This window comes from Enterobacter soli ATCC BAA-2102 (genome assembly GCF_001654845.1).
Classification (GTDB): Bacteria; Pseudomonadota; Gammaproteobacteria; order Enterobacterales; family Enterobacteriaceae; genus Enterobacter; species Enterobacter soli.
On the sequence record NZ_LXES01000038.1, the window covers coordinates 182,729 to 203,911 of the forward strand.

18 protein-coding genes and 2 tRNA genes are annotated in these 21,183 nt (G+C 51.9%); 9 read left to right on the forward strand and 11 right to left on the reverse strand.

Features of this window, described 5'->3' with window-relative positions:
* Nucleotides 1–30: 30 nt before the first annotated feature.
* Nucleotides 31–489 (reverse strand): methylglyoxal synthase, encoded by a 459-nt coding sequence (mgsA, locus tag M987_RS13360; RefSeq protein ID WP_014069632.1) that lies wholly within the window; start codon nt 487–489, stop codon nt 31–33.
* A gap of 81 nt (nt 490–570) precedes the next feature.
* Nucleotides 571–1,233 carry a curli synthesis inhibitor gene (csgI, locus tag M987_RS13365; RefSeq protein ID WP_014069633.1) on the reverse strand — a complete coding sequence of 221 codons (663 nt, stop codon included), beginning with the start codon at nt 1,231–1,233 and terminating at the stop codon, nt 571–573.
* A 172-nt stretch (nt 1,234–1,405) separates the two neighbouring features.
* Between csgI and M987_RS13370 the strand changes: the two genes are divergently transcribed.
* A complete protein-coding gene (locus M987_RS13370) occupies nt 1,406–1,819 on the forward strand; it encodes a CoA-binding protein (RefSeq protein WP_014069634.1) in 414 nt (137 codons plus the stop codon).
* 33 nt (nt 1,820–1,852) lie between these two features.
* On the opposite strand, the gene hspQ is transcribed toward M987_RS13370, so the two are convergent.
* On the reverse strand, nt 1,853–2,170 hold the full coding sequence (gene hspQ / locus M987_RS13375) for a heat shock protein HspQ (RefSeq protein ID WP_014069635.1): 318 nt from the start codon (nt 2,168–2,170) through the stop codon (nt 1,853–1,855).
* 60 nt (nt 2,171–2,230) lie between these two features.
* Nucleotides 2,231–3,421 (reverse strand): 23S rRNA (cytosine(1962)-C(5))-methyltransferase RlmI, encoded by a 1,191-nt coding sequence (rlmI, locus tag M987_RS13380; RefSeq protein ID WP_014069636.1) that lies wholly within the window; start codon nt 3,419–3,421, stop codon nt 2,231–2,233.
* Between the two features lie 93 nt (nt 3,422–3,514).
* On the opposite strand from rlmI, the gene yccX reads away from it, so the two are divergent.
* The gene (yccX, locus tag M987_RS13385) at nt 3,515–3,796 is read left to right on the forward strand and encodes an acylphosphatase (RefSeq protein WP_014069637.1); all 282 of its coding nucleotides are present in this window, start codon (nt 3,515–3,517) and stop codon (nt 3,794–3,796) included.
* On the opposite strand, the gene tusE is transcribed toward yccX, so the two are convergent.
* Both tusE and yccA read right to left on the reverse strand, forming a co-directional pair.
* Nucleotides 3,793–4,122 (reverse strand): sulfurtransferase TusE, encoded by a 330-nt coding sequence (tusE, locus tag M987_RS13390; RefSeq protein WP_041162029.1) that lies wholly within the window; start codon nt 4,120–4,122, stop codon nt 3,793–3,795. The genes yccX and tusE overlap by 4 nt on opposite strands.
* Before the next feature lie 89 nt (nt 4,123–4,211).
* Nucleotides 4,212–4,871, reverse strand: a complete 660-nt coding sequence (gene yccA, locus M987_RS13395) for an FtsH protease modulator YccA (RefSeq protein ID WP_014069639.1) — start codon at nt 4,869–4,871, stop codon at nt 4,212–4,214.
* 269 nt (nt 4,872–5,140) lie between these two features.
* On the opposite strand from yccA, the gene M987_RS13400 reads away from it, so the two are divergent.
* Both M987_RS13400 and M987_RS13405 read left to right on the forward strand, forming a co-directional pair.
* Complete coding sequence (locus tag M987_RS13400) at nt 5,141–6,769, forward strand: ABC transporter substrate-binding protein (RefSeq protein WP_014069641.1); 1,629 nt, start codon at nt 5,141–5,143, stop codon at nt 6,767–6,769.
* A 143-nt stretch (nt 6,770–6,912) separates the two neighbouring features.
* Nucleotides 6,913–7,000: transfer RNA gene (locus M987_RS13405), tRNA-Ser, on the forward strand.
* Nucleotides 7,001–7,081: 81 nt separating this feature from the next.
* Here M987_RS13405 and M987_RS13410 read toward each other — a convergent pair.
* Genes M987_RS13410 through M987_RS13430 form a run of 5 tightly spaced genes read right to left on the reverse strand, consistent with a single transcriptional unit; the run spans nt 7,082 to nt 13,596 of the window.
* Nucleotides 7,082–8,104: a LacI family DNA-binding transcriptional regulator gene (locus tag M987_RS13410; protein ID WP_014069642.1), complete on the reverse strand. Its 1,023-nt coding sequence runs from the start codon at nt 8,102–8,104 to the stop codon at nt 7,082–7,084.
* Nucleotides 8,094–9,518, reverse strand: a complete 1,425-nt coding sequence (locus tag M987_RS13415; RefSeq protein ID WP_014069643.1) for an inositol monophosphatase family protein — start codon at nt 9,516–9,518, stop codon at nt 8,094–8,096. Before M987_RS13415 ends, M987_RS13410 begins: the two co-directional genes overlap by 11 nt.
* Nucleotides 9,519–9,561: 43 nt before the next feature.
* A complete protein-coding gene (locus tag M987_RS13420) occupies nt 9,562–10,665 on the reverse strand; it encodes an ABC transporter substrate-binding protein (protein ID WP_014069644.1) in 1,104 nt (367 codons plus the stop codon).
* Between the two features lie 26 nt (nt 10,666–10,691).
* Nucleotides 10,692–11,771 carry an ABC transporter ATP-binding protein gene (locus tag M987_RS13425; protein WP_014069645.1) on the reverse strand — a complete coding sequence of 360 codons (1,080 nt, stop codon included), beginning with the start codon at nt 11,769–11,771 and terminating at the stop codon, nt 10,692–10,694.
* Between the two features lies 1 nt (nt 11,772).
* A complete protein-coding gene (locus M987_RS13430) occupies nt 11,773–13,596 on the reverse strand; it encodes an ABC transporter permease (RefSeq protein WP_014069646.1) in 1,824 nt (607 codons plus the stop codon).
* Between the two features lie 177 nt (nt 13,597–13,773).
* On the opposite strand from M987_RS13430, the gene M987_RS13435 reads away from it, so the two are divergent.
* From M987_RS13435 to M987_RS13465, 5 genes are all read left to right on the forward strand, one after another.
* Nucleotides 13,774–13,861 (forward strand) — tRNA-Ser (locus tag M987_RS13435).
* Between the two features lie 2,108 nt (nt 13,862–15,969).
* A complete protein-coding gene (locus M987_RS13455) occupies nt 15,970–16,194 on the forward strand; it encodes a hypothetical protein (RefSeq protein ID WP_041162032.1) in 225 nt (74 codons plus the stop codon).
* A 501-nt stretch (nt 16,195–16,695) separates the two neighbouring features.
* Nucleotides 16,696–17,016 (forward strand): glycine zipper domain-containing protein, encoded by a 321-nt coding sequence (locus M987_RS25275; RefSeq protein WP_014069650.1) that lies wholly within the window; start codon nt 16,696–16,698, stop codon nt 17,014–17,016.
* A 653-nt stretch (nt 17,017–17,669) separates the two neighbouring features.
* Nucleotides 17,670–18,923 carry an HlyD family secretion protein gene (locus M987_RS13460; protein ID WP_014069651.1) on the forward strand — a complete coding sequence of 418 codons (1,254 nt, stop codon included), beginning with the start codon at nt 17,670–17,672 and terminating at the stop codon, nt 18,921–18,923.
* Nucleotides 18,923–21,127, forward strand: a complete 2,205-nt coding sequence (locus tag M987_RS13465; RefSeq protein WP_014069652.1) for a peptidase domain-containing ABC transporter — start codon at nt 18,923–18,925, stop codon at nt 21,125–21,127. The genes M987_RS13460 and M987_RS13465 overlap by 1 nt, the downstream gene beginning before the upstream one ends.
* The last annotated feature ends 56 nt before the right edge of the window (nt 21,128–21,183 follow it).

Genomic DNA, 21,183 nt, shown 5'->3' on the forward strand with positions numbered 1-21,183 from the left:
GTAAGGCGCAGTCGCCACCCGGCATAATACTTACTTCAGTCTTTCGGCAAGATAACGCTGATAATCCGGGATCAGAATATCAACAGGGGCGCTAAACTGCGGTGACTCAATAATAAAGTCTGCGGTAGACAGGTTAGTCGCAACGGGAATATTCCAGACCGTCGCAAGACGCAGCAGCGCTTTAACATCCGGGTCGTGCGGAACGGCATTCAGCGGATCCCAGAAGAAAATCAGCACATCAATTTTACCTTCCGAAATTTGCGCTCCAACCTGCTGGTCGCCGCCCATTGGGCCGCTCAGCATGGCATGAACCTCTAACCCGGTTTCACGGTGGATAAGGTTGCCGGTCGTACCCGTTGCTGAGAGGGTATGGTTTTCCAGCATCGGCTGATGGCGGCGTACCCAGTTCAGCAGCATTTGTTTGCAGTGATCGTGCGCCACCAGTGCAATGTGTTTGCGGGCAGGAAGCGTGCGTGTTGTCAGTTCCATAATCTTTTCCGTCAGGGTTAACTGGCTACAAGATGACGGGAAGCGCCTGATGCTGCAAGAGAAAGGGCAAAAAAATGTGGGTTACGACGAAGGTTGTTGTTTCGCCCATTGCAGAAAACGGGCTCGCGTATCGGGATCGGCCTGCTGGAACCAGAATTTCAGGCGTTGTTCAGTGAGCGTCTGAGACTGAGGCGGGATCACATCCAGTTCGGATACGCCCGACAAAAGCGTACTGTCGTCCGCCATCATGGTGGCAAACTGAGGCAGCGAAGCACGTTTGCCCGCTTTGTTATAGACCTCTGTATCCGCCTCATAATCAATACCTTTCGGCGTTTTGGTGAGCGCGAGAATGTCCAGTTTCACGGGGATAGGCATGGCATCGCCATCCAGCAACTCAAGACGCGGCCCAGACTCAAAAGCCTGGGCCTCTTTTTCGGTCTCCAGACGGGGTAAGTTAAAGTTGACCTGGCTAATCCGCTGGGTGTTAAAACTGACAACCAGCGGCGGTGAGATATACATACGCTGTTCATGATTCGCCACGCGGATCGTCTTTTCTACCCGAAACACCACCTGGTGTTGCCCGTTATCCAGTTCAATACTGTCCGCACCGCGAAGCAGCGAGCTGGAGACTTTTTTGCCGTCCAGCACCAGCAGGTCAATGTCGGTGGAGAGCCGTAGCGTTGTTGCAAAGACGCAAACCGGCATAACTAATGCAATCACAGCAGAGGCAATGCCGGTTTTCATAGGGTGCTCCTGTGGTAAATGCTATTTCTTAATAATGTATCTAAATTTTTCGAGAATCATGTTTACTAACATATAGACATATTCCGCGGTTTTGCCCTCATACATCTGTATGGGATAGATGGTTGCGATGTCCGCTTTGACGTACACTTTGAAAAAAGCCAGGAGGAAGACCATGAAAGAGAACGATATTGCTGACATTCTGACATCGACCCGAACCATTGCGCTGGTGGGGGCGAGTGATAAACCCGACCGGCCAAGCTATCGGGTGATGAAGTATCTCCTGGACCAGGGCTACCACGTTATTCCGGTATCGCCAAAAGTCGCGGGAAAATCACTGCTGGGGCAGCAGGGGTACGCCACCCTGGCCGACGTGCCGGAAAAAGTGGATATGGTGGATGTGTTCCGCAACTCAGAAGCGGCATGGGGCGTTGCTCAGGAAGCCATTGCTATCGGCGCGAAAACGCTGTGGATGCAGCTTGGCGTCATTAATGAACAGGCGGCGGTGCTGGCGCGTGAAGCTGGTCTGGCGGTGGTCATGGACAGATGTCCGGCAATAGAAATTCCCCGACTGGGGCTGGCGAAGTAATAAAAAAGCCCGATATCGGGCTTTTTTTCACGCTTAGTTGCGCAGGCGAGGGGCCTGTAACTGTTTACGAATGGTCCGGGCAAGCTCATCCATTGTGGGTTGCTCGGGATGTTCATCCTGAAGTTCGCCGCTAAGCTGCGCTTCGGCAAGATAGGTATGGACGGGTTGCCCATCATCATCTTCCATCACCACATGATACCAGGGTGCGGCGCGAAGCTCTGCGTCGACCGCCAGCTCATCTGCCGACGGTTCATCAAGGGAATACTCCGGGTCGATATCCACGACCACACCCAAATAGCCCAGTAAGGTGTGGCGGACCTGCTGGCCGATACCGAATTTGCTGGCAATCATAGTCACCTCCCGGGAAACATTACATACACTTAAGGTGTGGGCAATATTTCTCTTTTCAAGTTACATGACGCGACAGGCAAACCCTTTCAGATACAGCCCTTCCGGGTAGGTAGCGATCACCGGATGATCGGCCGCCTGACGGAACTGCTCTATAAATTGTACATCACGGCCAGCATCTATAGCGGCATCGGCGATGATTTTCTGAAATAAATCTGTCGTCATCAGGCCTGAACAGGAGAATGTAAGCAGAACGCCACCCGGGTTCAACAGCTGGATAGCCAGCATGTTGATGTCTTTATAGCCGCGGCAGGCGCCCATCAGTTGGCTTTTGTTCTCAACGAATTTCGGTGGGTCCATCACGATAACGTCAAACTTCTCACCCTGATCGCGATATTTACGCAGCAGTTTGAACACGTCATCGCGCACGAACTCCGCTTTGCTCAGATCCAGCTTATTCAGCTCGACGTTTTGTTTTGCCACATCCAGCGCTTCCTGCGAGGTATCCACGCTCACTACCTGAGCACAGCCGCCCATCAGCGCAGAAACCGCGAAACCACCGGTGTAGGAGAAACAGTTCAGCACGCGTTTGTTCTCAACGTACTGGCGCGTGGCCAGGCGGCTATCGCGCTGGTCGAGGTAATACCCGGTTTTGTGTCCACCCTGAATATCAACCAGCAGTTTCATACCGTGTTCTTCAATAGGCAGCAGGGCAGGAGGCAATTCACCCGTCACCGGGCCTTGCGTCAGCTCCAGACCCTCTTTTTTACGCACGGCAACATCGCTGCGGTCGTAAATTGCGCATTCAGGGAACAGGTTTTGCAGCGCGCTAATTAACGCCGCACGCTGATATTCAGCGCCCGCGCTCAGCAATTGCAGTACCAGGAAATCACCAAAACGGTCGATGGTGATGCCCGGCAGCCCGTCAGATTCGCCGGCAATCAGACGATAGCTGTCCAGCCCGTCGCGTTTTGCCAGCCACTCGCGCCACTGTTGCGCCTGTTGCAGGCGGCGGGTGAAGAACGCAATGTCGATGGTTTCGTCTTTATCAAAGGTCCAGACGCGCGCGCGGATCTGTGATGCAGGCGAGTATGCGCCACGCGCTAACCATTTCCCCTGATGATCAACGATATCGATGGTTTCACCGAGGCTGGCTTTGCCTTCCAGGCGGGTAACTGCGCCAGAAAAGACCCAGGGATGGCGGCGCAGTAATGACTTCTCGCGCCCTTTGGCTAACACTAAACGTACACTCATAATTTGCTATTCTGTCGATTCCAATGAAATGGCCGCCATTTTCCCGAGTTCAGTGAGGAAATGCAACGCGCCAGACGGATAAGGGGAAGGAAGATGTCAAAAGTCTGCACTATTGCCTGGGTTCACGGCATCGTTCAGGGCGTGGGCTTCCGCTACAGCACCCAGCGGGAGGCAGTCCAGTTAGGGCTTACCGGATATGCACGCAATATGGATGACGGCAGCGTCGAGGTGGTGGCCTGCGGCGAGGCGGAACAGGTAGAGCGACTGGTGGCGTGGTTAAAAGCAGGCGGGCCACGCAGTGCACGGGTTGATAAGGTGTTGTCGGAGCCGCATCAACCCGGCCGGGAATACGTTAATTTTGGTATTCGCTATTAAATACATTTCACGGGTTTGGGCAGACCGGCGATTTTTGTCGCCTGTTTTGCCGGGCCTTTCGGGAAGAGACGATACAGGTAACGGCTGTTGCCTTTCTCTTCGCCGAATTTGTTGGCCATCGCCTTAACCAGCATCCGGATAGCCGGAGAGGTGTTGAATTCAAGGTAGAATTCGCGCACAAAACGCACCACTTCCCAGTGTTCTGGCGACAGAGTGATGGCTTCTTTCTCCGCAATCACTTCTGCCAGCGCTTCACTCCACTGGCTGCTCTCTTTCAGATAACCGTCGGCGTCGGTTTCTATCTCTTTACCTTCAAAGCTCAACATAGTCATTCACACGTCAGTCAAAAACCTGTGCAGTGTACCAAAAAAAGCAAAGCCCCGCATAAGCGGGGCTCGGTTCAACGCACTGTGGGTTAATCGCGGCTGGCGAAGCCCAGGATGCTCAACAGGCTGACGAAGATGTTGTACAGCGACACATACAGGCTCACGGTGGCGCGGATGTAGTTCGTCTCACCGCCGCGAATGATGTTGCTGGTTTCCATCAGGATCGCGCCAGAGGAAATCAGGATAAACACCGCGCTGATAGCCAGGTGCAGGGCAGGCAGTTGCAGGAAGATGTTAGCTACCATACCCACCAGTACTACCACGATACCCGCCATTAACATCCCGCCGAGGAAGGACATGTCCTTGCGCGTGGTCAGAACGTAAGCCGAGCAGCAGAAGAACACCAGCGCAGTACCGCCCAGCGCCAGACCGATAAGGTCACCCATGCCCGCAGACAGATAGGCATTCAGCATTGGCCCCAGGATGTAGCCCAGGAAGCCGGTAAAGGCGAACGCAGACAGAATACCTACCGGTTTATCCGCGGTTTTGTAGGTCAGGAACATCAGACCATACATCCCGACCAGCGTCAGGATCAGGCCCGGAGACGGCAGCATCAGAACCGTGCTGGCCGTAGCGGTGATCGCAGAAAACGCCAGCGTCAGGCTGAGCATGAAATAGGTATTGCGCAGCACCTTGTGGGTGCTGAGTAGCGATGTGCGGTCGCGTGAAGAACTAATGATACGATCCATGAGTCACTCTCTTATGACAGATGTAATTAACGGCAAGAATAGGAAACAGGACGCCAGTTACAAAGTGGTTTTACCCATCTTTACTCAACGCGTTAGCGTCAGTGCCGGTTGTTTATACCGCAAAAATTCGTTTCTTCAGCATGAAGAACGGTATGGCGAATTTATTCAGATCAACCTCTTATAGGTTACTGAAAAATATTGCGTTATTACAGCCTGAGCGCTAAGAGTTATTCCCGGATCGTCATAAAACAGACAATAAGGCGAAGGACATGAAATCACAATCACGCACTAACTTTACACTTTCTTTGTTAACCGCAGGCATCCTGTGCGCAAGTGCAGCGAGCCAGGCGGCTAACGTGCCGGCAGGAACTCAACTGGCAGAGAAACAGGAACTGGTCAGGAACAATGGTAACGAACCGGCATCACTCGATCCGCACAAAGTCGAAAGCGATGTCGAATTCAATATTCTCAGCGATTTATTCGAAGGGCTGGTGAATGTCTCCCCGACGGGTGAAATCCAGCCGCGGCTGGCAGAAAAGTGGGAAAACAAAGACAATACCGTCTGGACATTCCACTTGCGCCCGGGCATTACGTGGAGCGATGGCACCGCCATTACCGCGCAGGATGTGGTATGGAGCTGGCAGCGTCTGGTTGATCCCAAGACTGCCTCACCGTACGCCAGCTACCCGGGCAACATGCATATCGTAAATGGTGCTGCCATCGCCCAGGGCAAACAGGCGCCCGACACGCTTGGGGTGAAAGCCCTTAACGATACCACTCTGGAAGTGACGCTCACCCAGCCGAACGCCGCCTTCCTGGCGATGCTGGCGCACCCGTCGATGGTACCGGTGGATAAGGTTCTGATTAATCGCTTTGGCGAGAAATGGACCAAGCCAGAGCACCTGGTCACCAGCGGGGCCTACAAGTTGTCTCAGTGGGTGGTCAATGAGCGGATTGTGGCCGAGCGTAACCCGCGCTATTGGGATAACGCGCATACCGTTATCAATAAGGTCACCTACCTGCCAATCACCTCTGAAGCTGCCGATGTGAACCGTTATAAAGCCGGTGAGATCGACATCGTGTACACGGTGCCAATCAACCAGTTTGCCCAGCTGAAAAAGACCATGGGTACGCAGCTGGATGTCTCTCCGCAGCTGGCAACCTATTACTACGAATTCAACACCACCCGGCCGCCGTTTAACGATGTGCGCGTGCGTAAAGCGCTGAACATGGCGCTGGATAAAGACATCATTGCCGACAAAGTGTTAGGGCAGGGGCAACGCCCGGCGTGGCTGATCAGCCAGCCAGATATCGGCGGCGTCACGCTGAAAACCCCGGATTACGCCAGCTGGCCAATGGACAAACGTATTGCCGAAGCGAAAAAACTGCTGGAAGAGGCCGGGTTCAATGCCAGCCACCCGCTGAGCTTTAACCTGCTCTATAACACCTCTGAATCGCACCAGCGTATTGCGATTGCTGCCAGTTCCATGTGGAAGAAAAACCTCGGCGTGGAAGCGAAGCTGCAAAACCAGGAGTGGAAAACCATGCTGGATACCATGCACACCCACAACTTTGATGCGGTGCGCTACGCATGGATTGCCGATTACGACGATGCTGCAACCTTCCTGAATAACTTCCGTACCGGCGACAGCGAAAACACCAGCCAGTACAGCAATCCGGATTACGATCAGGCGCTGGTGAACGCGGCGAAAGCGAAAACCACGCAAGAGCGCGGACAGTTCTACCAGCAGGCGGAAGATCTGTTAGGCCGTGATGTACCGGCGATCCCGGTTTATCACTATGTGCGCACGCACCTGGTCAAGCCGTGGGTGGGTGGATTTACGCCAGACAAGCTGGGCTATTACTACACCAAAGATATGTACATCAAAAAACACTAAGCGTGAGCGGACACGTTGTGCTGATAAAATGGTCAATGCGTTGTCAATTCAACCGATTAAACACGTTTTGGCTATTTTTGAAGCGAACGGAAGCAATCACACTTTACAGAGTGCAGTGAGGTGTTTATAGTTCGCCTCACTTAGGAAGCGTGGCCGAGCGGTTGAAGGCACCGGTCTTGAAAACCGGCGACCCGAAAGGGTTCTAGAGTTCGAATCTCTACGCTTCCGCCAAATTCGAAAACCCTGCGATAGCAATATCGCAGGGTTTTTTCATTTCTGACGCAAAAACTTGCCCGCAGTAGGCAAGGTTGGCTAATCCGCCGAACCGAGCGTTTTCCGCTTCACCAGACGCGCAGTAAACAATCGGCTGGTGGGTTGACTGTCCTCCGGGGCCTGCAACATTTCACAGACCGCCTGCGCCATTTCTGCCAGCGGCTGCGAGAATGTCGTCAACTGATAGCCAAGCCAGCTGGCCTGCTCGATATCATCAAAACCTATGACACTGATATCTTCTGGTACGCGCAGGCCAAACTCGTGGCGCGCGGCATCAATAAAACCGCAGGCGATAAGATCCGTCACGCAGAACACCCCATCCGGGCGCGTCGCCTGGCTGAGCAATTCACGTGCAGCAAGGACTCCCGTATGGTAGCAGGTGCTGCCTGGGCGGGTGATCGCCACGTCGGTTCCGGTTTCAGCCGCCGCCTCCAGAAAACGCGTTTCACGGGTCACCATGCTCGGGGAGCGGGACGAGGACGAAACAATCGCCAGACGCTGACATTTTGCGGCAATCAGGTGGTCAAATGCCTCTTTCATCGTCGAACTGTAATCAATGTCTATATTGTCTGCGCTGGGGAACTGGCCCATGCGGTTAATCAAAATCACCTGTTGCCCGCTTTGCAGGCACAGTTCAATCAGTGAACCTGGCGGCTTGCCAGACAACACAATGGTGGCCGTTGAACGGTAATTCAGCGTTTGCTGCACGGCTTCTCTGGCGCTCGCCTCGTCGTCGTCGGTGTTAATCACCATTACCGCACGTCCGGCCTGATGCAGGCGGCGGGTCAGATGTTCCAGCAGGCTGGACTGCCAGGGAAACGCAAGATTACCGCCCAGAATACAGACCGGGCGGCTCTCCTCCCGGGAAAGCCCCCGCGCCAGATGGTTGACGTGATAATTCAGCGCCCCGGCGGCGGCCAGCACCTTACGCCGGGTATCGTCAGACACGCTGCGGCCGGGTGTAAAAGTACGTGACACCGCAGAGCGGGACACGCCGGCAAGGCGCGCCACCTCCGTGGCGCTGGCAAAACCGGGATTTTTTTTCTGGCTGTTACTGCTCATGACAAGTTTCCACTGCGGCAATTGCCCGTTCACGGATAATGGCATGTTCAGCCAGGCGGATCAGCGACGGCTTCGGCGTTTCAAACCACTCATCCGGGTGAAGCTCACGCCGGTCGCGGATCAGGGCGATCGCGTCATCCAGAGTAGGGAAGCGTTCAGGGCATTCCAGATGCATAAACAACGCCACCAGCGCCACAGAGCGGCTGCGCCCGCCGCGGCAGTTGACGAGGATGTTGCCGCGCTTGCGGTTGCGGTAAGAGGCTTTATCCGGGATCTGCTGTAACAGTGCCGAGCGCATCAGCTGATACCCGGCGTGCAGCATCTCCGGGGCGTTCCCTTCGCCGTCGATCAGCCCCAGCTTGTAATAGCGTACCGGGCCTGCGCCATGAGACAGCAGATGTGGCGCGGCGCCCGTTTCAGGCGTGGATACCCAGTCGATATCCAGGTTGACCGCACAATTGATGACCACGCCGATATCATGTTCCGCCAGCAGGGTAACGTCGCTCACCCCGCCTGAACCGCCAATGTAAATATCCATCCCCCAGCCGGGGAAATCTTCCACAATCAGGCTCATCGGCGGGCGCGGGTAGCGCACGGTTTCTGGTATCACTGGCAGTGACCCTGCCAGCGGAATACCTGCGGCGCGGGCAAGCTCATCCGCAATACCGGGCGCAACGGCCAGCACCGGCAGGCCATTGAAGATCCCTTCGGCACTGTCAGGAATGCTCCCCGTCTTGCCGCCCGCCTCACGCACCAGCAGCAGTCCTGCCAGGCAGTCCCAGGCATTCATATGGATTTCGATATACCCGTCGGTACGGCCTTCCGCCACCCAGGCCAGCGCCAGGGCGCCGGAGCCACCCCGACGCACGCTGGCGCCCAGACCGAGCAAGGACGCCATGACCTGAAGATAGTGGTGCTGGCTGTGACGTGAAGACCAGCCCAGCTCCACGGCCGCCCGCCGGGTATCGGTAATGGCGGTACAGCGCAGGGGCTGGTCGTTTTTCAGCGCATAATGGCCGCGGCGCGCCAGATAAAGCTCCTGGCTGACCGGGTTATAAATCGCCCCCAGTTCGGTGACGCCGTGGCAAACCCAGGCCATGCACACACAAAAATGAGGAATACCGCGGGCGAAGTTGGCGGTGCCATCAATCGGATCCACCACCCACAGGCTCTGCGCACTGGCGGGCTGACTGGCGGTTTCCTCACCGAGGATCAGATCGTCTGGGAAGGCGGCTGAAATAGCTTCTGACACCAGCTTCTCAACGAAGGTATCGGCCTCGGTCAGGATATCCTGATGCCCCTTGAGTTCATATTCGCCTGCTTTACGCGAGCGGAAGAAGCGCAGGGCGGTATCGCCCGCATCGACGATAATGCGCCTGAGCGCCGTTTCACGTTGTTCAATATCGTGAGTCATCAAAGTGTGCTGCCTGTTCAGATTAAACAATTTTTGCTGAAAACTACTTTTTGTAGTTCAGGCTCCAGATATCCTGCCAGTCCTGTCGGCTTGCCCAGTCGCCCTGTACGGTGGCGGTCAGATATTCCATCAGTTCGCTGCGATGCTGCTCAATACCGGAGGCTTCATCGGTGGGCAGTTTCACCGTCTGGTTGGTGGACATTTTGCCGTCAACACCCTGCGGTGCAATACCTTCGGCGCTCAGCAGATAGTGAATAAACAGCTTCGCGGTGTTAGGGCTTTTGCTCCCCGTAGCCACGACGCCCAGGCTCGGGTAATTCCAGCCAATAAACGGCTTCAGGCCGCTGCACAGGCCCAGCTTCATGCCCTGCTTGTTGTCGCGGAATTTTGCGGTAGACACCAGCCCCACAAAGTCAGTTTTGCTGTCCGGCGCGCCGATGGCGGACGCGGCATCATTATCGGAGTGGGTCAGCAGCACGCCGTTCCCCGCCAGCGCCTTCACAAAGGCTGCGGTGGCGGATTTCTCGTCGGTTTGCAGCGGCTTGCCAAATTCCTGCCGATAGGCATCCCGCACCTGCTGGTCGTAGTGCGTTTCCATCTGGCTGAACCAGTCGGTATAGGCCGGTTTGCTGGTGGGGTCCTGCATCGCGACGCGGCCACGCCATTTTGGCTCGGTCAGTTGCCAGAGATTCGTCACCGGGCAGGTGGTGTGGTGATCGGTATTGTAGGCAAACACGTTTGGCGCCAGCACGACGGTTAACGGGGTCTGATAGCGGGCGGCAATATTACCTTTCAGGTCGTCCGGAACCCAGCTCTGCACATAACCTTTATCCAGCAGCTGCGTCATCCCGGCAGGGGCATCCTCAACAATCGCCACATCGGCACGCACATTTTTGGCCTGAGCTTCCCGGCTCATGATTTCAATAATCTGCGGTGCATCGGCCTTTACGCCCACCGCCTGCAAACCGTACTGCTCGCTGAAGGCTTTCGCCTGCTGCACGATTTTTCCGGTAGAGGCGTAAACGGTGATCGGCTGCTCCTGCTTTGCAGCCGCAATCAATTTTTGCAGGTCGAACGTCTCAGCCTGTGCGACGGTGCTGCTCAGCAGGGCACTGGCGATAAGTACGGCGGACAAATTGCGCTTCATTGTGGTTCCTTAAGAGTCAATGGGAGTTAATTCGCGGTAACGTCGTGACGCAGTCCGTTGCTGTTGAAAAAGTGCAGGGAGGATGTCGGAAGCTGACAATGCACCTGCTGGCGCGCCTGCCAGCGCGGCCTTAACTGTGTGGAATGGAACAGCCTGTCTTCTCCGGCAACCAGTTCAATCACCCAGCTTCCGCCGGTGGGCATAATGTTATCGATGGTCATCGGAATGGCGTTGAGACTCGATTCGTCACTCAGCACGATCTCCTCCGGGCGGATGCCGCAGAGCCGGGTCTGGTCGTGCAGGGTGAAGCGTTGTTGCAGATGTTGTGCAAGGCTGCTCAAAGGCTGATGCAGCATGATCATGTTCAGGCGCGGCGTGCCAATAAATTCCGCCACAAAGCGATTGGCCGGGGTCGCGTAAATTTCATCCGGCGTGCCCACCTGCTGCATATGCCCGGCGCTCATCACGGCAATGGTGGTGGCTAAGGTCATGGCTTCCCACTGATCGTGGCTGACGAAAACAATTGTGGTGCCAAAGGTTTCATGCAGACGGCGCAGTTCGGCGCGCATTTCCAGACGCAGCGTGGCGTCGAGGTTAGAGAGCGGTTCGTCCAGCAGTAGTACGCCGGGATTCACCGCCAGCATTCGCGCCAGGGCCACGCGCTGCTGCTGTCCACCGGAAAGCTGCGCCGGAAAACGTTTGGCGTAATCAGCAATGCGCAATTTTTCCATCACGTCCTGGCAGCGGGCGATACGCTCTTTGGCAGGCACTTTTTGTAAACGCAGACCAAAATCCACGTTCTGTTCCACGGTCATGTGCGGCCACAGCGCGTAGCTCTGGAACACCAGGCCAATCCCGCGTTTTTCCGGTGGAACGTACGTACCCCGGGCCACGGAATCGACCACCTTGTCGCCGATACGGATCTCGCCACCGCTGGCGTGTTCGATGCCGGCAATCATCCGCAGGATCGTGGTTTTCCCGCAGCCGGACGGCCCCAGCAGGCACATAAACTCACCGTCTTTCACCGTCAGGTTGATACCGTTTACCGCCGGGGTATCGCTGCCGGGGTAGGTTTTGGTGAGGTTCGTTAATTGGATATCAGGCATCTTATTTCTCCAGTCCATCAGCCAGACCGGTGCCGGTGATTTTCTGAATAATCACCGTGCCAGCCCATGAAATCAGCGCAATCATCAGCACCACGGCGTTGGCCGCTTGCTGGTAGTTGTAGTCAATCAGTCGCAGGGACCAGGTGGTCATCACATCCGTTGCCGGGGTGGCAAGGATCACAAACAGGCTGACCCCTTTAATTCCTGAGATAAACGGCAGCAGGATCCCGGTGGCCAGCGGCGCCGCCTGAATCGGGATAAGGATGCGGCGGATGCGGGCGAACCAGCCAGCTCCGGCGATCCGCGCCGCCTCTTCGGCCTCTTTCCCGAGCTGGGTCATCGCCGCGATCCCCGAGCGGCTGGCGTAAGGCATTTTTTCGGCAATCAGCGCCAGTATCAGGATAAGCGGTGTACCGTACAGCGCCGGAACCGGCCCACGGGCCACGGCAAACAGCGAAAGAAAGGCGGTGGCAAAGGCAATGCCGGGCACCAGATACGGCAGGAAGGTCAGCTGACGCAGAAAAGCGGCAACCCAGCGGAAGTGACAGCGCATCACCGCGTAACCCACCAGCAGGCCCAGCACGCCACAGGCGATGGAGGCCGAGCCGACAATCACCAGCGTGTTCCACACCATGTGCCAGAATTCCGGCGTCAGCAGAATGCCGTTGTGCAGGGCCACGGTATCGAGGTTGTGGCCAATCCAGTAATCGAAGGTAAAGTTTTCGGCAGTAAATCGGCCGGGCAGGATCATCACCGTCGACAGGAACAGGGTCAGCAGGGGGATTGCCACACCCAGCAGCACGAACAGCAGCGGCAGTGCGGCAGCGGCGGTACGCCAGCGACCCAGAGTGCGGCGGCGTTCCATCACGCCTTTACCGCCCAGGGTCACAAAGCGTTTCGCTTCGCGCAGCATTTTCATGTCCAGCATCAGGGTCAACATCCCCATCAGCATAATGACCGTTGCAATTACCGCTGCCACGCCAGACTGGCGCGTACTTATCGCCCGGTACAGCCCTGTGGAGAGGGTATCGAAATGCACCGGCAGGCCAAGAATGTAGGGCAGGGCGAATTCGCCGATACAGTCCGCGAAAATCAGCAGTGCGCTTGAAAGCAGCGCCGGGCGTACCAGCGGGATAATAATTTTAAAGGCGATTATCCCGCGAGAGGCGCCGAGTACCCGGGCGCACTCTTCCATCTGGCTGTCCATGCGCTTCAGGGCGTTGCCGACAATCAGGATCACCAGCGGCGCGTAGTGCAGCACCATAATGGTGACTATTGGAAAATAGCCGTAGGCCATCCAGTTCGGGGTCTGGATGCCCATGGCCTCCAGCCAGCCCGGCTGGCCGCCGATGGCGTGGTTTTTGAAAATGGTGCTCCACGCCAGCGCAAAGGTCCACGAAGGCAGCATAAACGGCACGATAAGCAGGGTGGCAAACCATTTTCGGCCAGCGATATCGGTACGATTAATCAGCCACGCCAGCGCGACACCGACGATTAACGCCATGGCGACAGTGCTCAGCGCCACCGCCAGGGTATTGAGAAGTGGCGTCCAGAGCAGCAGCTCTGACATGCGTGATGTTAACGTACGCAGCAGATACCAGGCGGTAAATGTTCCTTCTGTTGCCCCGGTGCGGCCTTCATCACCGCTCTGTACCAGAACGGCATTCAGCAACACCGACATCACCGGTGCGAGGATTATCCAGCTGAACAGCATCAGCAGCAGCGCACCCAGAAGATTGGCGGGCTCATGGCTGACAATTGACAGCGTATGGCGGACCTTGCGCCACGTGCTGTGGCGTGGGTTGATATCGGATTGGTAAGACACGCGTTTACCCCTGACTGTGAAAGACAGTCGGGAATATATCGGGGCAATGTTACAGTTTTGCTAATTTTTTGCACATATGTGCAAAAATGTCCGGGACAAGAAAAACAGGAACACTTTCAAAATCTTCAATTCCCGCTTTACATAGCGTGCAGAGATGTTTATAGTGCGCCTCACTTTGGAAGCGTGGCCGAGCGGTTGAAGGCACCGGTCTTGAAAACCGGCGACCCGAAAGGGTTCTAGAGTTCGAATCTCTACGCTTCCGCCAAATTCGAAAACCCTGCGATAGCAATATCGCAGGGTTTTTTCGTTTCTGTTGTTTAAACGATAAGCTGACCTGGTCCGCGCCTTGTAGCAAAGCGATAACAAGGTGGTGAATTGATGCTTCTATGCACAGAGTCATCTTTATAATAATAGCACTCGCATCCGCTAAATAGATGCGTAAGACCTCTGAAATGTATATGCTCTTATAAGGGATAAGTGTTCATTTAAAAGAGAAGAGGAAGAATAATGTTAAGGTCTATACGGACGGCTTTTTTCTCTGGTTGGAAAACAGAAAAGCTTTCCCGTGTTAGTGCTCTTTGTTATCAGTTTCTGATTGTTTTATTTCAGTTGGTCGTTACGGCCTTAACGGTGAAAATAACTAGTACCTCTGTTACAGAGGTAATACCAGCCTGGTTGGTATTAAGTATACTTCTGTTACTGGCTGTATTTCTTCTGATATCGGTATACTGTTGCATGTTGATTATGACGAAAAGAATGAGGGATCTGGGGATAAAATACCCGATATGTCTGACAATCCTCACTTATATTGCTAACATTGGTGCATTCAGGATGATGAGCATCGTGCCAGAACCGTTCAAACAAAGTAATCAGCTTAATACTCTGCTATATATTGCAGTTTCAGTTATCGCTCTATGGAATTTGTATATAATTTCAGGTAAGTCTAGATAAAATATCTTAATTACTCTTGAGTCAGCGTCTCATACGCTGACTCAGTTTAACTTAGTGCCAGTGAGGCGTAGCTAACTGAATTACACCTGCATTTCATATCATATCCATTTAGAAAATCATCATGACTATACTGTCGTTGTTCTGAACAGCCTTGAGACTAATGAGTTTCAGGCTCTGTTGACTCTCCGAGATATGATCAGGAAAAGTAATGTAGGTACACATTGAGTCGTCCACCTACAAAGATAAGTAGTTGTAAAAACACTTGAATTGACCTCTCTTTGCTCTAAGCCAAATATGTTGTGAAAAAATCATAAGTTTACATATTTTTACAAGTATTCACTTTTCACACACTTTTTGTGCGTGCAATAGTCATCTCGCACGAAATGTAAAACAAGATAATAAAGGGATTTTATGTCAAGCATAAGAGAATTAAGTTTTGATGAAATAGCTCAGGTCAGTGGTGGTGGCAATGCTGGAGATCACGAGCGTAATTCTGGCCGTGCTGCCAGCACCAACTATGGCGGATAAGCTAATGGCTTCCAACCGAACATAGCAGCCGGTATGGCTGGTGCCAACTTGGTCAATGACGTAACTAGTAATTGTGGGCTTGCACTACTTGGTGGTACAGCTGGACTTGCTGGCGCTGTAGCCAGCAGAAGCATAACTGGCGCAATCTCATCTATCACAGGCATGATTGCTGGCTGTCGTCCATCTTCAGATTCTGACTCAAAAAGTGGCCCTCCATTTCGCTAATGGTATATATATGTCTATAGAGAAATGTATTAGCACAGCTCTGAGTGTTATTATCATTATTTTTATCACTTACTATGCTGTCATAATGTTAAATCAGATTGATGTCACCACTTCAATTCAAAAGATACTGAAGGTATTTATTATTTTCAGTATTATATATACATGCGGGAAGGTAATTCCTTACTCATTGCTGAGAGTGTTTTCTGTGGTGAAAGTATTTATTGGTCTGATATTGAAAGGCCAATCAAACACAAAGCCATTTAATTAAAAATATTGCACCTTTTGACCGGGGTGCAATATTTTCCTGGAAGGAAAACATTCTTTTTTATATACGCATTGTTATTATGTTGGTGTATTAGTCCAATATGGGTTGCGAAATACAGGTGGCTCAATCATTGATTGTATTTTTATCAAAGAGCATGGAAGTCTGAAGTTAATACTTCTCGAAGATTAAAGGTGAAAAATGTCATCCTTGATGCCCGCGAAAGAACGTAAGCGAAACATAAAGCTATTTATAATTCTAGAGGCGATAGCAGTTTTACTTTGTATACCGCTAGCTTTTCTCATAGATAGATTCAGTAGCCTGGAAGAGTACTCTACAGAAATCATTTTATTATATGTAGGGATATCTATAGTAGCTGTAGATTTTATCTCAAAGGGAAAGAAAAAATGAATAATATTATAGAGTTAAGCGCTGATGATATTTTAATGGTAAGTGGTGGTGGTAATTCGGGTGACCATGACCACTGCTGGAATTCTGTTAAGAACGATGCAATGCATGGTGCCATAGCTTCTGGTTACGCCGGTTTGATAGCTGGGGGTATCTCAGGGATAGCTGGGGAGTTCCAGGTATTGTCGGAGGAGCCACAACTGGTTTTGTACGTGGGGCAATAAGAGGTGCGGCTGTCGATGGTATCAAGTCTTACATGCAAAACTGTCTGAAACCTGGAGGTAGTGAACGAGGTGGTGGCTGGCATGATACTGATCCTGGTGGTATGGCAGGAGAGTGTCGTTGGTGATTATCCAATGTAAACAAAGCATTTCCTCCACATTTTAAATAAACAATCATCTAGCAGATGATTGTTTATCAAATTTCGGCGATACAACTCGCGATGACCTGCTCCCCGTTGATTAGCCTTGGGACTATTGAGTTTAGGCTCTGTTGACTCTCCGAAATATGACAGGAAAAGTAATGTAGGTATACATTGAGTTGTCCGCCTACAAAGATAAGTAGTTGTAAAAACACTTGAATTGACCTCTCTACACCTTAAGCCAAATATGTTGTGAAAAAATTATAATTTTACATATTTTTACAAGTATTCACTTTTCACACACTTTTTGTGCGTGCAATAGTCATCTCGCACGAAATGTAAAACAAGATAAAAGAGGGATTTTATGTCAGGCATAAGAGAATTAAGTTTTGATGAAATAGCTCAGGTCAGTGGTGGTGGTAATGCAGGTGATCACGACTGCTCTAACTCAGGAAGATCCTCCAGTGGTTCCTCTAAGGGGTCTAGTGGAATAGGGCACGACATTGGTTCTGCTATCGGAGGGGCTCTAGGTGCTGCTATTGGGACCGAAGTTGGAGGACCTATGTGTGCGGCTATTGGTTCAGGCATTGGCGCAAATATTGGCGGAAATATCGCAGATCGTGTTCATGATGCACCAAGTGTATCTCACACCCCTGTCGGTATCGGAACTTGCAATCGCTGGTAATAATAGTTGTAGTTATTGATTTTTTCCTTATATAACATCATCAATAATAATTGATGATATAAAGTTAATGAGAAAATGATGAGTAAAGCCAATTTTACTGATGTAGTCAGAATTATTATGGCACCAATCGTATTTTGTTTTTTATTGTTTATAATTTTATTCTCATCTAGATTGATATTAAATTCTTTAAATATTAGTGATATTTATCTGTACTCACTCCAGGCAATTATAGTTGCTTTGGTTTCTGGCGTTTATTTCTGGCTTAGGAAAAGATAGTTACTCATTTGGGACGCTACAGACTCTCTGCCTGGTTTCGTCCATATTAAGATAACTCGCTCCTCTTTGGGGAGCGAGGCTAAGAGAGGAGAGTTCTTCAAATGATGGACTGGTGGGAGTTACAGCGATAAAAACATATCTGGCATTAGGGGTGCATGTATGGTTTTATCTGTATAGTGTATAAGAAATACTTACTACTTCCCTAGGTTATTACTTTGCTGATATTTTTTATAATGCATGCGCAATGTTTTTTATATAAGGTAGTTCTATTCGCTATTTTATTATTTACAGCAGAACTAAAAAGGTTTTGTCTTTCACTATCCTCCAGTATTCAGAAATGAGGATGTTTATTTTTTAATGCGCAGGTTATTACAAATATGGTTGTGTTCAGAAAGGAATCTTTAGAATATCAGAATGAAACCTCACACGGCGATATAATCATTCCATCATCTTCAGGTACGTCCTTCATAGCAGTTGCAACATTTTTTTTATCCTTGAGTGTTGCATCGTTTGTTTATTATGGGAGCTATAGCCGCAAGGCACATCTCTCTGGCATTGTAATGCCCTCATCCGGATTAATAAAAATAATCCCGCAGTATGCCGGGTACGTCACAAGGCTGGCGGCATGTGAAGGCCAGCATGTCGCCGCCGGGGAATCTCTCTACCACATTAGCGGCGAGCATTACAACGGACAGGGGGACGGTACACTGGCGGCTATGAGCCAATCCCTGAAGACACAATATACTATGCTGGCCTCTCAGCAGACCCTGGAATCACGGGATAACCGTCAGCAGCAGGAAGCAGTGCGACAGCGAATTGCCTCCCTGCAACCACAGATTAAAAGTGCTGAGCAACGGCTGATGCTGGCTGAACGTCAGGTCCAGCTAGCCACCTCCGTCATGGAGCGCTATAAAATACTGGCCGGCACACATTACGTTTCGGATATAGAGTTCCAGCAGAAACAAATTGATGTCTCTGCGACACAGCAAAACGTTGAGGACCAGCGTCAGGGACTTCTTCAGTTGAGCACCACAAGAACAGCCGCTGAAGACGATCTTAATCACCTCATCGTCCAGGGGGAAAGCCGTAGAGCCGAACTGGACAGACAGCTTCAGGGGATCAGACAACAGCAGGACGAACTGGCAGGACAGGAGAATTTCACCCTGACGTCGCCCGTATCCGGTACCGTTGCAGCAGTGCTGGTCAGACAGGGGCAGTCTGTCAGAGCCTCGGAGCCTGTAATGACCGTAGTGCCTGACAACGCACGCCTGCAGATTGAACTCTACGCCACCAGTCAACATGCCGGGTTCATTCAGCCGGGGCAGCGTGTGGCTCTGCGGTTCGCTGCTTTTCCTTATCAGAAGTTTGGCGTTCAATACGGCACTATACGTGAAATCAGCCGTACAACGCTGACTCCATCGGACTTACTCTCTGTATCCCCTGTTACATGGAAGGAGAATGAAGGGCATTACCGCGTCATAGTCGTACCGGATAAGTCCTTTATCCTGGCTTATGGAAAAAAAGAAACCCTGCGCCCCGGTATGACGCTTGAGGGTGATGTCAGTCTGGATACACGTCATTTATGGGAGTGGCTGACAGAACCGCTCTGGAGCCTGAAAGGAAAACTGTAATGGAATCACTAAACTGGACAGGGAAAAAACGGTTTCACCTGATTCGTCAGACAGAGTCAGCGGAGTGTGGTCTGGCGTGCCTGGCAATGATGGCCTGCTGGCATGGCCTGCAGACGGATTTACCTACACTCCGTGAACGCTTCAGCATCAGTACTCATGGGATGACCCTTCAAAGGTTGATTGAGTGTGCAGCCGGTATCCGAATGTCCTCCCGTGCGGTCAGGTTAGAACCGGAAGATCTGAAATCCTTATCACTGCCGTGTATTCTCCACTGGAATATGAATCATTTTGTCGTGCTTCATAAGGTTCGCGGGAGCCAGTTGATTATATATGATCCCGACAAAGGGAAAGTTACCCTCTCTCTTCAGGAGGCTGGTAAGCACTTCACCGGCGTTGCGCTGGAGTTGATGCCAGCCAGCGATTTCACCGTCAGGGATGAAAGAAAAAAAATACGTCTCCGCCAGTTGATAGGTAAGACGACCGGTCTGCTCCCTGCAATGTCGCGAATTATCATTTTTGCCCTGGCACTGGAGCTCCTGACGCTGGGAAGTCCTCTTCTCAACCAATTGGTAATCGATGAGGTCCTTGTGGCCGCCGATCGAGGCCTATTAACCGTCATTATCATTGCCCTGGTGCTGTTGTCGCTGACTCAGATGCTGCTGTCACTGGCCCGTCAGTGGGCAAGTATCACCCTCTCCGTGAATTTTAATATGCAGTGGACGGCCAGGGTGTTTCATCATCTGGTGCGCCTCCCTCTGTCCTGGTTCGATGCGCGTAGTAAGGGAAGTATTAATGCCCGGTTTGATGCGGTAAATACTATCCAGCAGGCGCTGACCTCACAGGTACTGGAAGGTATTCTTGATGTACTGCTTGTCGTGACAGCCCTCTGCATGATGTTGCTATACAGCCCTGAAATGACGCTGATCGCGGTACTGGCAGCCATCATTTACGGTGTACTCAGAGCGCTTTGGTATCCTTCCCTGCGGCAGTCGGCGGAAGATGCCTGGGATGCTGGTGCAAGAGAGTCCGGGCATTTCCTTGAAACACTCAACGGGATACTGAGCCTGAGAATAAACGGTGTGACCGCCCACCGCGAAGCCGCATGGCTAAATTTAAACGTAACCCGCAGAAATACACATTTACGCCAGAGTCGCCTGCTGATGTGTTATGACATTGCGCATACCTTGACCGGCAGTATGGTATCGGCGGCTATTTTATGGATAGGTGCTGACGAGGTACTGAACGGTACCTTTACCGTTGGGATGCTGGTGGCTTATTTGTCTTACCAGATGCGTTTTTCTTCGAGTATCAGCAGCCTGACGGATAAGTTTTTTGCCTGGCGTATGCTTGATGTTTATAACGAGCGTCTGGCTGACATTGTGCTCACCCCGACAGAAGGCCAGCAGCAACCTGTTCAGGAGGATGGCAGGGTATCTACCTTACCCTTTGTATTCCGGGGAAAAGAGTCCGTAAATACCGATGTTTCGTTATCGCTGGCAGATATAATTTTCAGCCATAAGGGTAGCAATAAGCCAATTCTCCGCGGCGTATCGCTGACGTTGAAGCCAGGCGAAGTGGTCGCTATTACGGGTAAATCCGGATGCGGTAAATCGACGCTGGTTAAACTCATTCTGGGGATTCATATCCCGGATGAAGGAACGATCACAACATTTGGCATCCCGCATACCCACCCTGATTATTTCCGGGTACGCCGACGCATTGGTACTGTTTTGCAGGATGACCATCTGTTCCGGGGTTCGATAGCAGATAACATCATCTTTTTCAGTGATGACCGCGATCCCGAACGCATGAATCAGTGTGCCCGTCTTGCACTTATTGACAGAGATATAATGGCAATGCCGATGGGGTATCAGACATTAATCGGGGAAACCGGTGGAGGTCTTTCCGGAGGACAAAAGCAACGTATTCTTCTGGCGAGAGCACTGTATAAGACACCGGGGTTCTTGTTGCTCGATGAAGCAACCAGCCACCTTGATGTTGAGAGTGAAATTCAAATAAGTCAGACGCTACGAAAGCTGGGACTACCTGTCCTGCTCATTGCCCATCGCCCGGAAACTATTGCATCTGCGGACCGGGTTTTGTATCTGGAAGATGGTTATTGCACGGAGCTAAAAAGCCCGAAGAGAACTTGCGGTGGCGAATCTGTCAGTGGTCATAATGATAAGGCAATAACCCAAATATGACCCAATCTAAAATTCGACCTCTGGATCAAACTGCTACTATGAGTGCCAAAACTAAG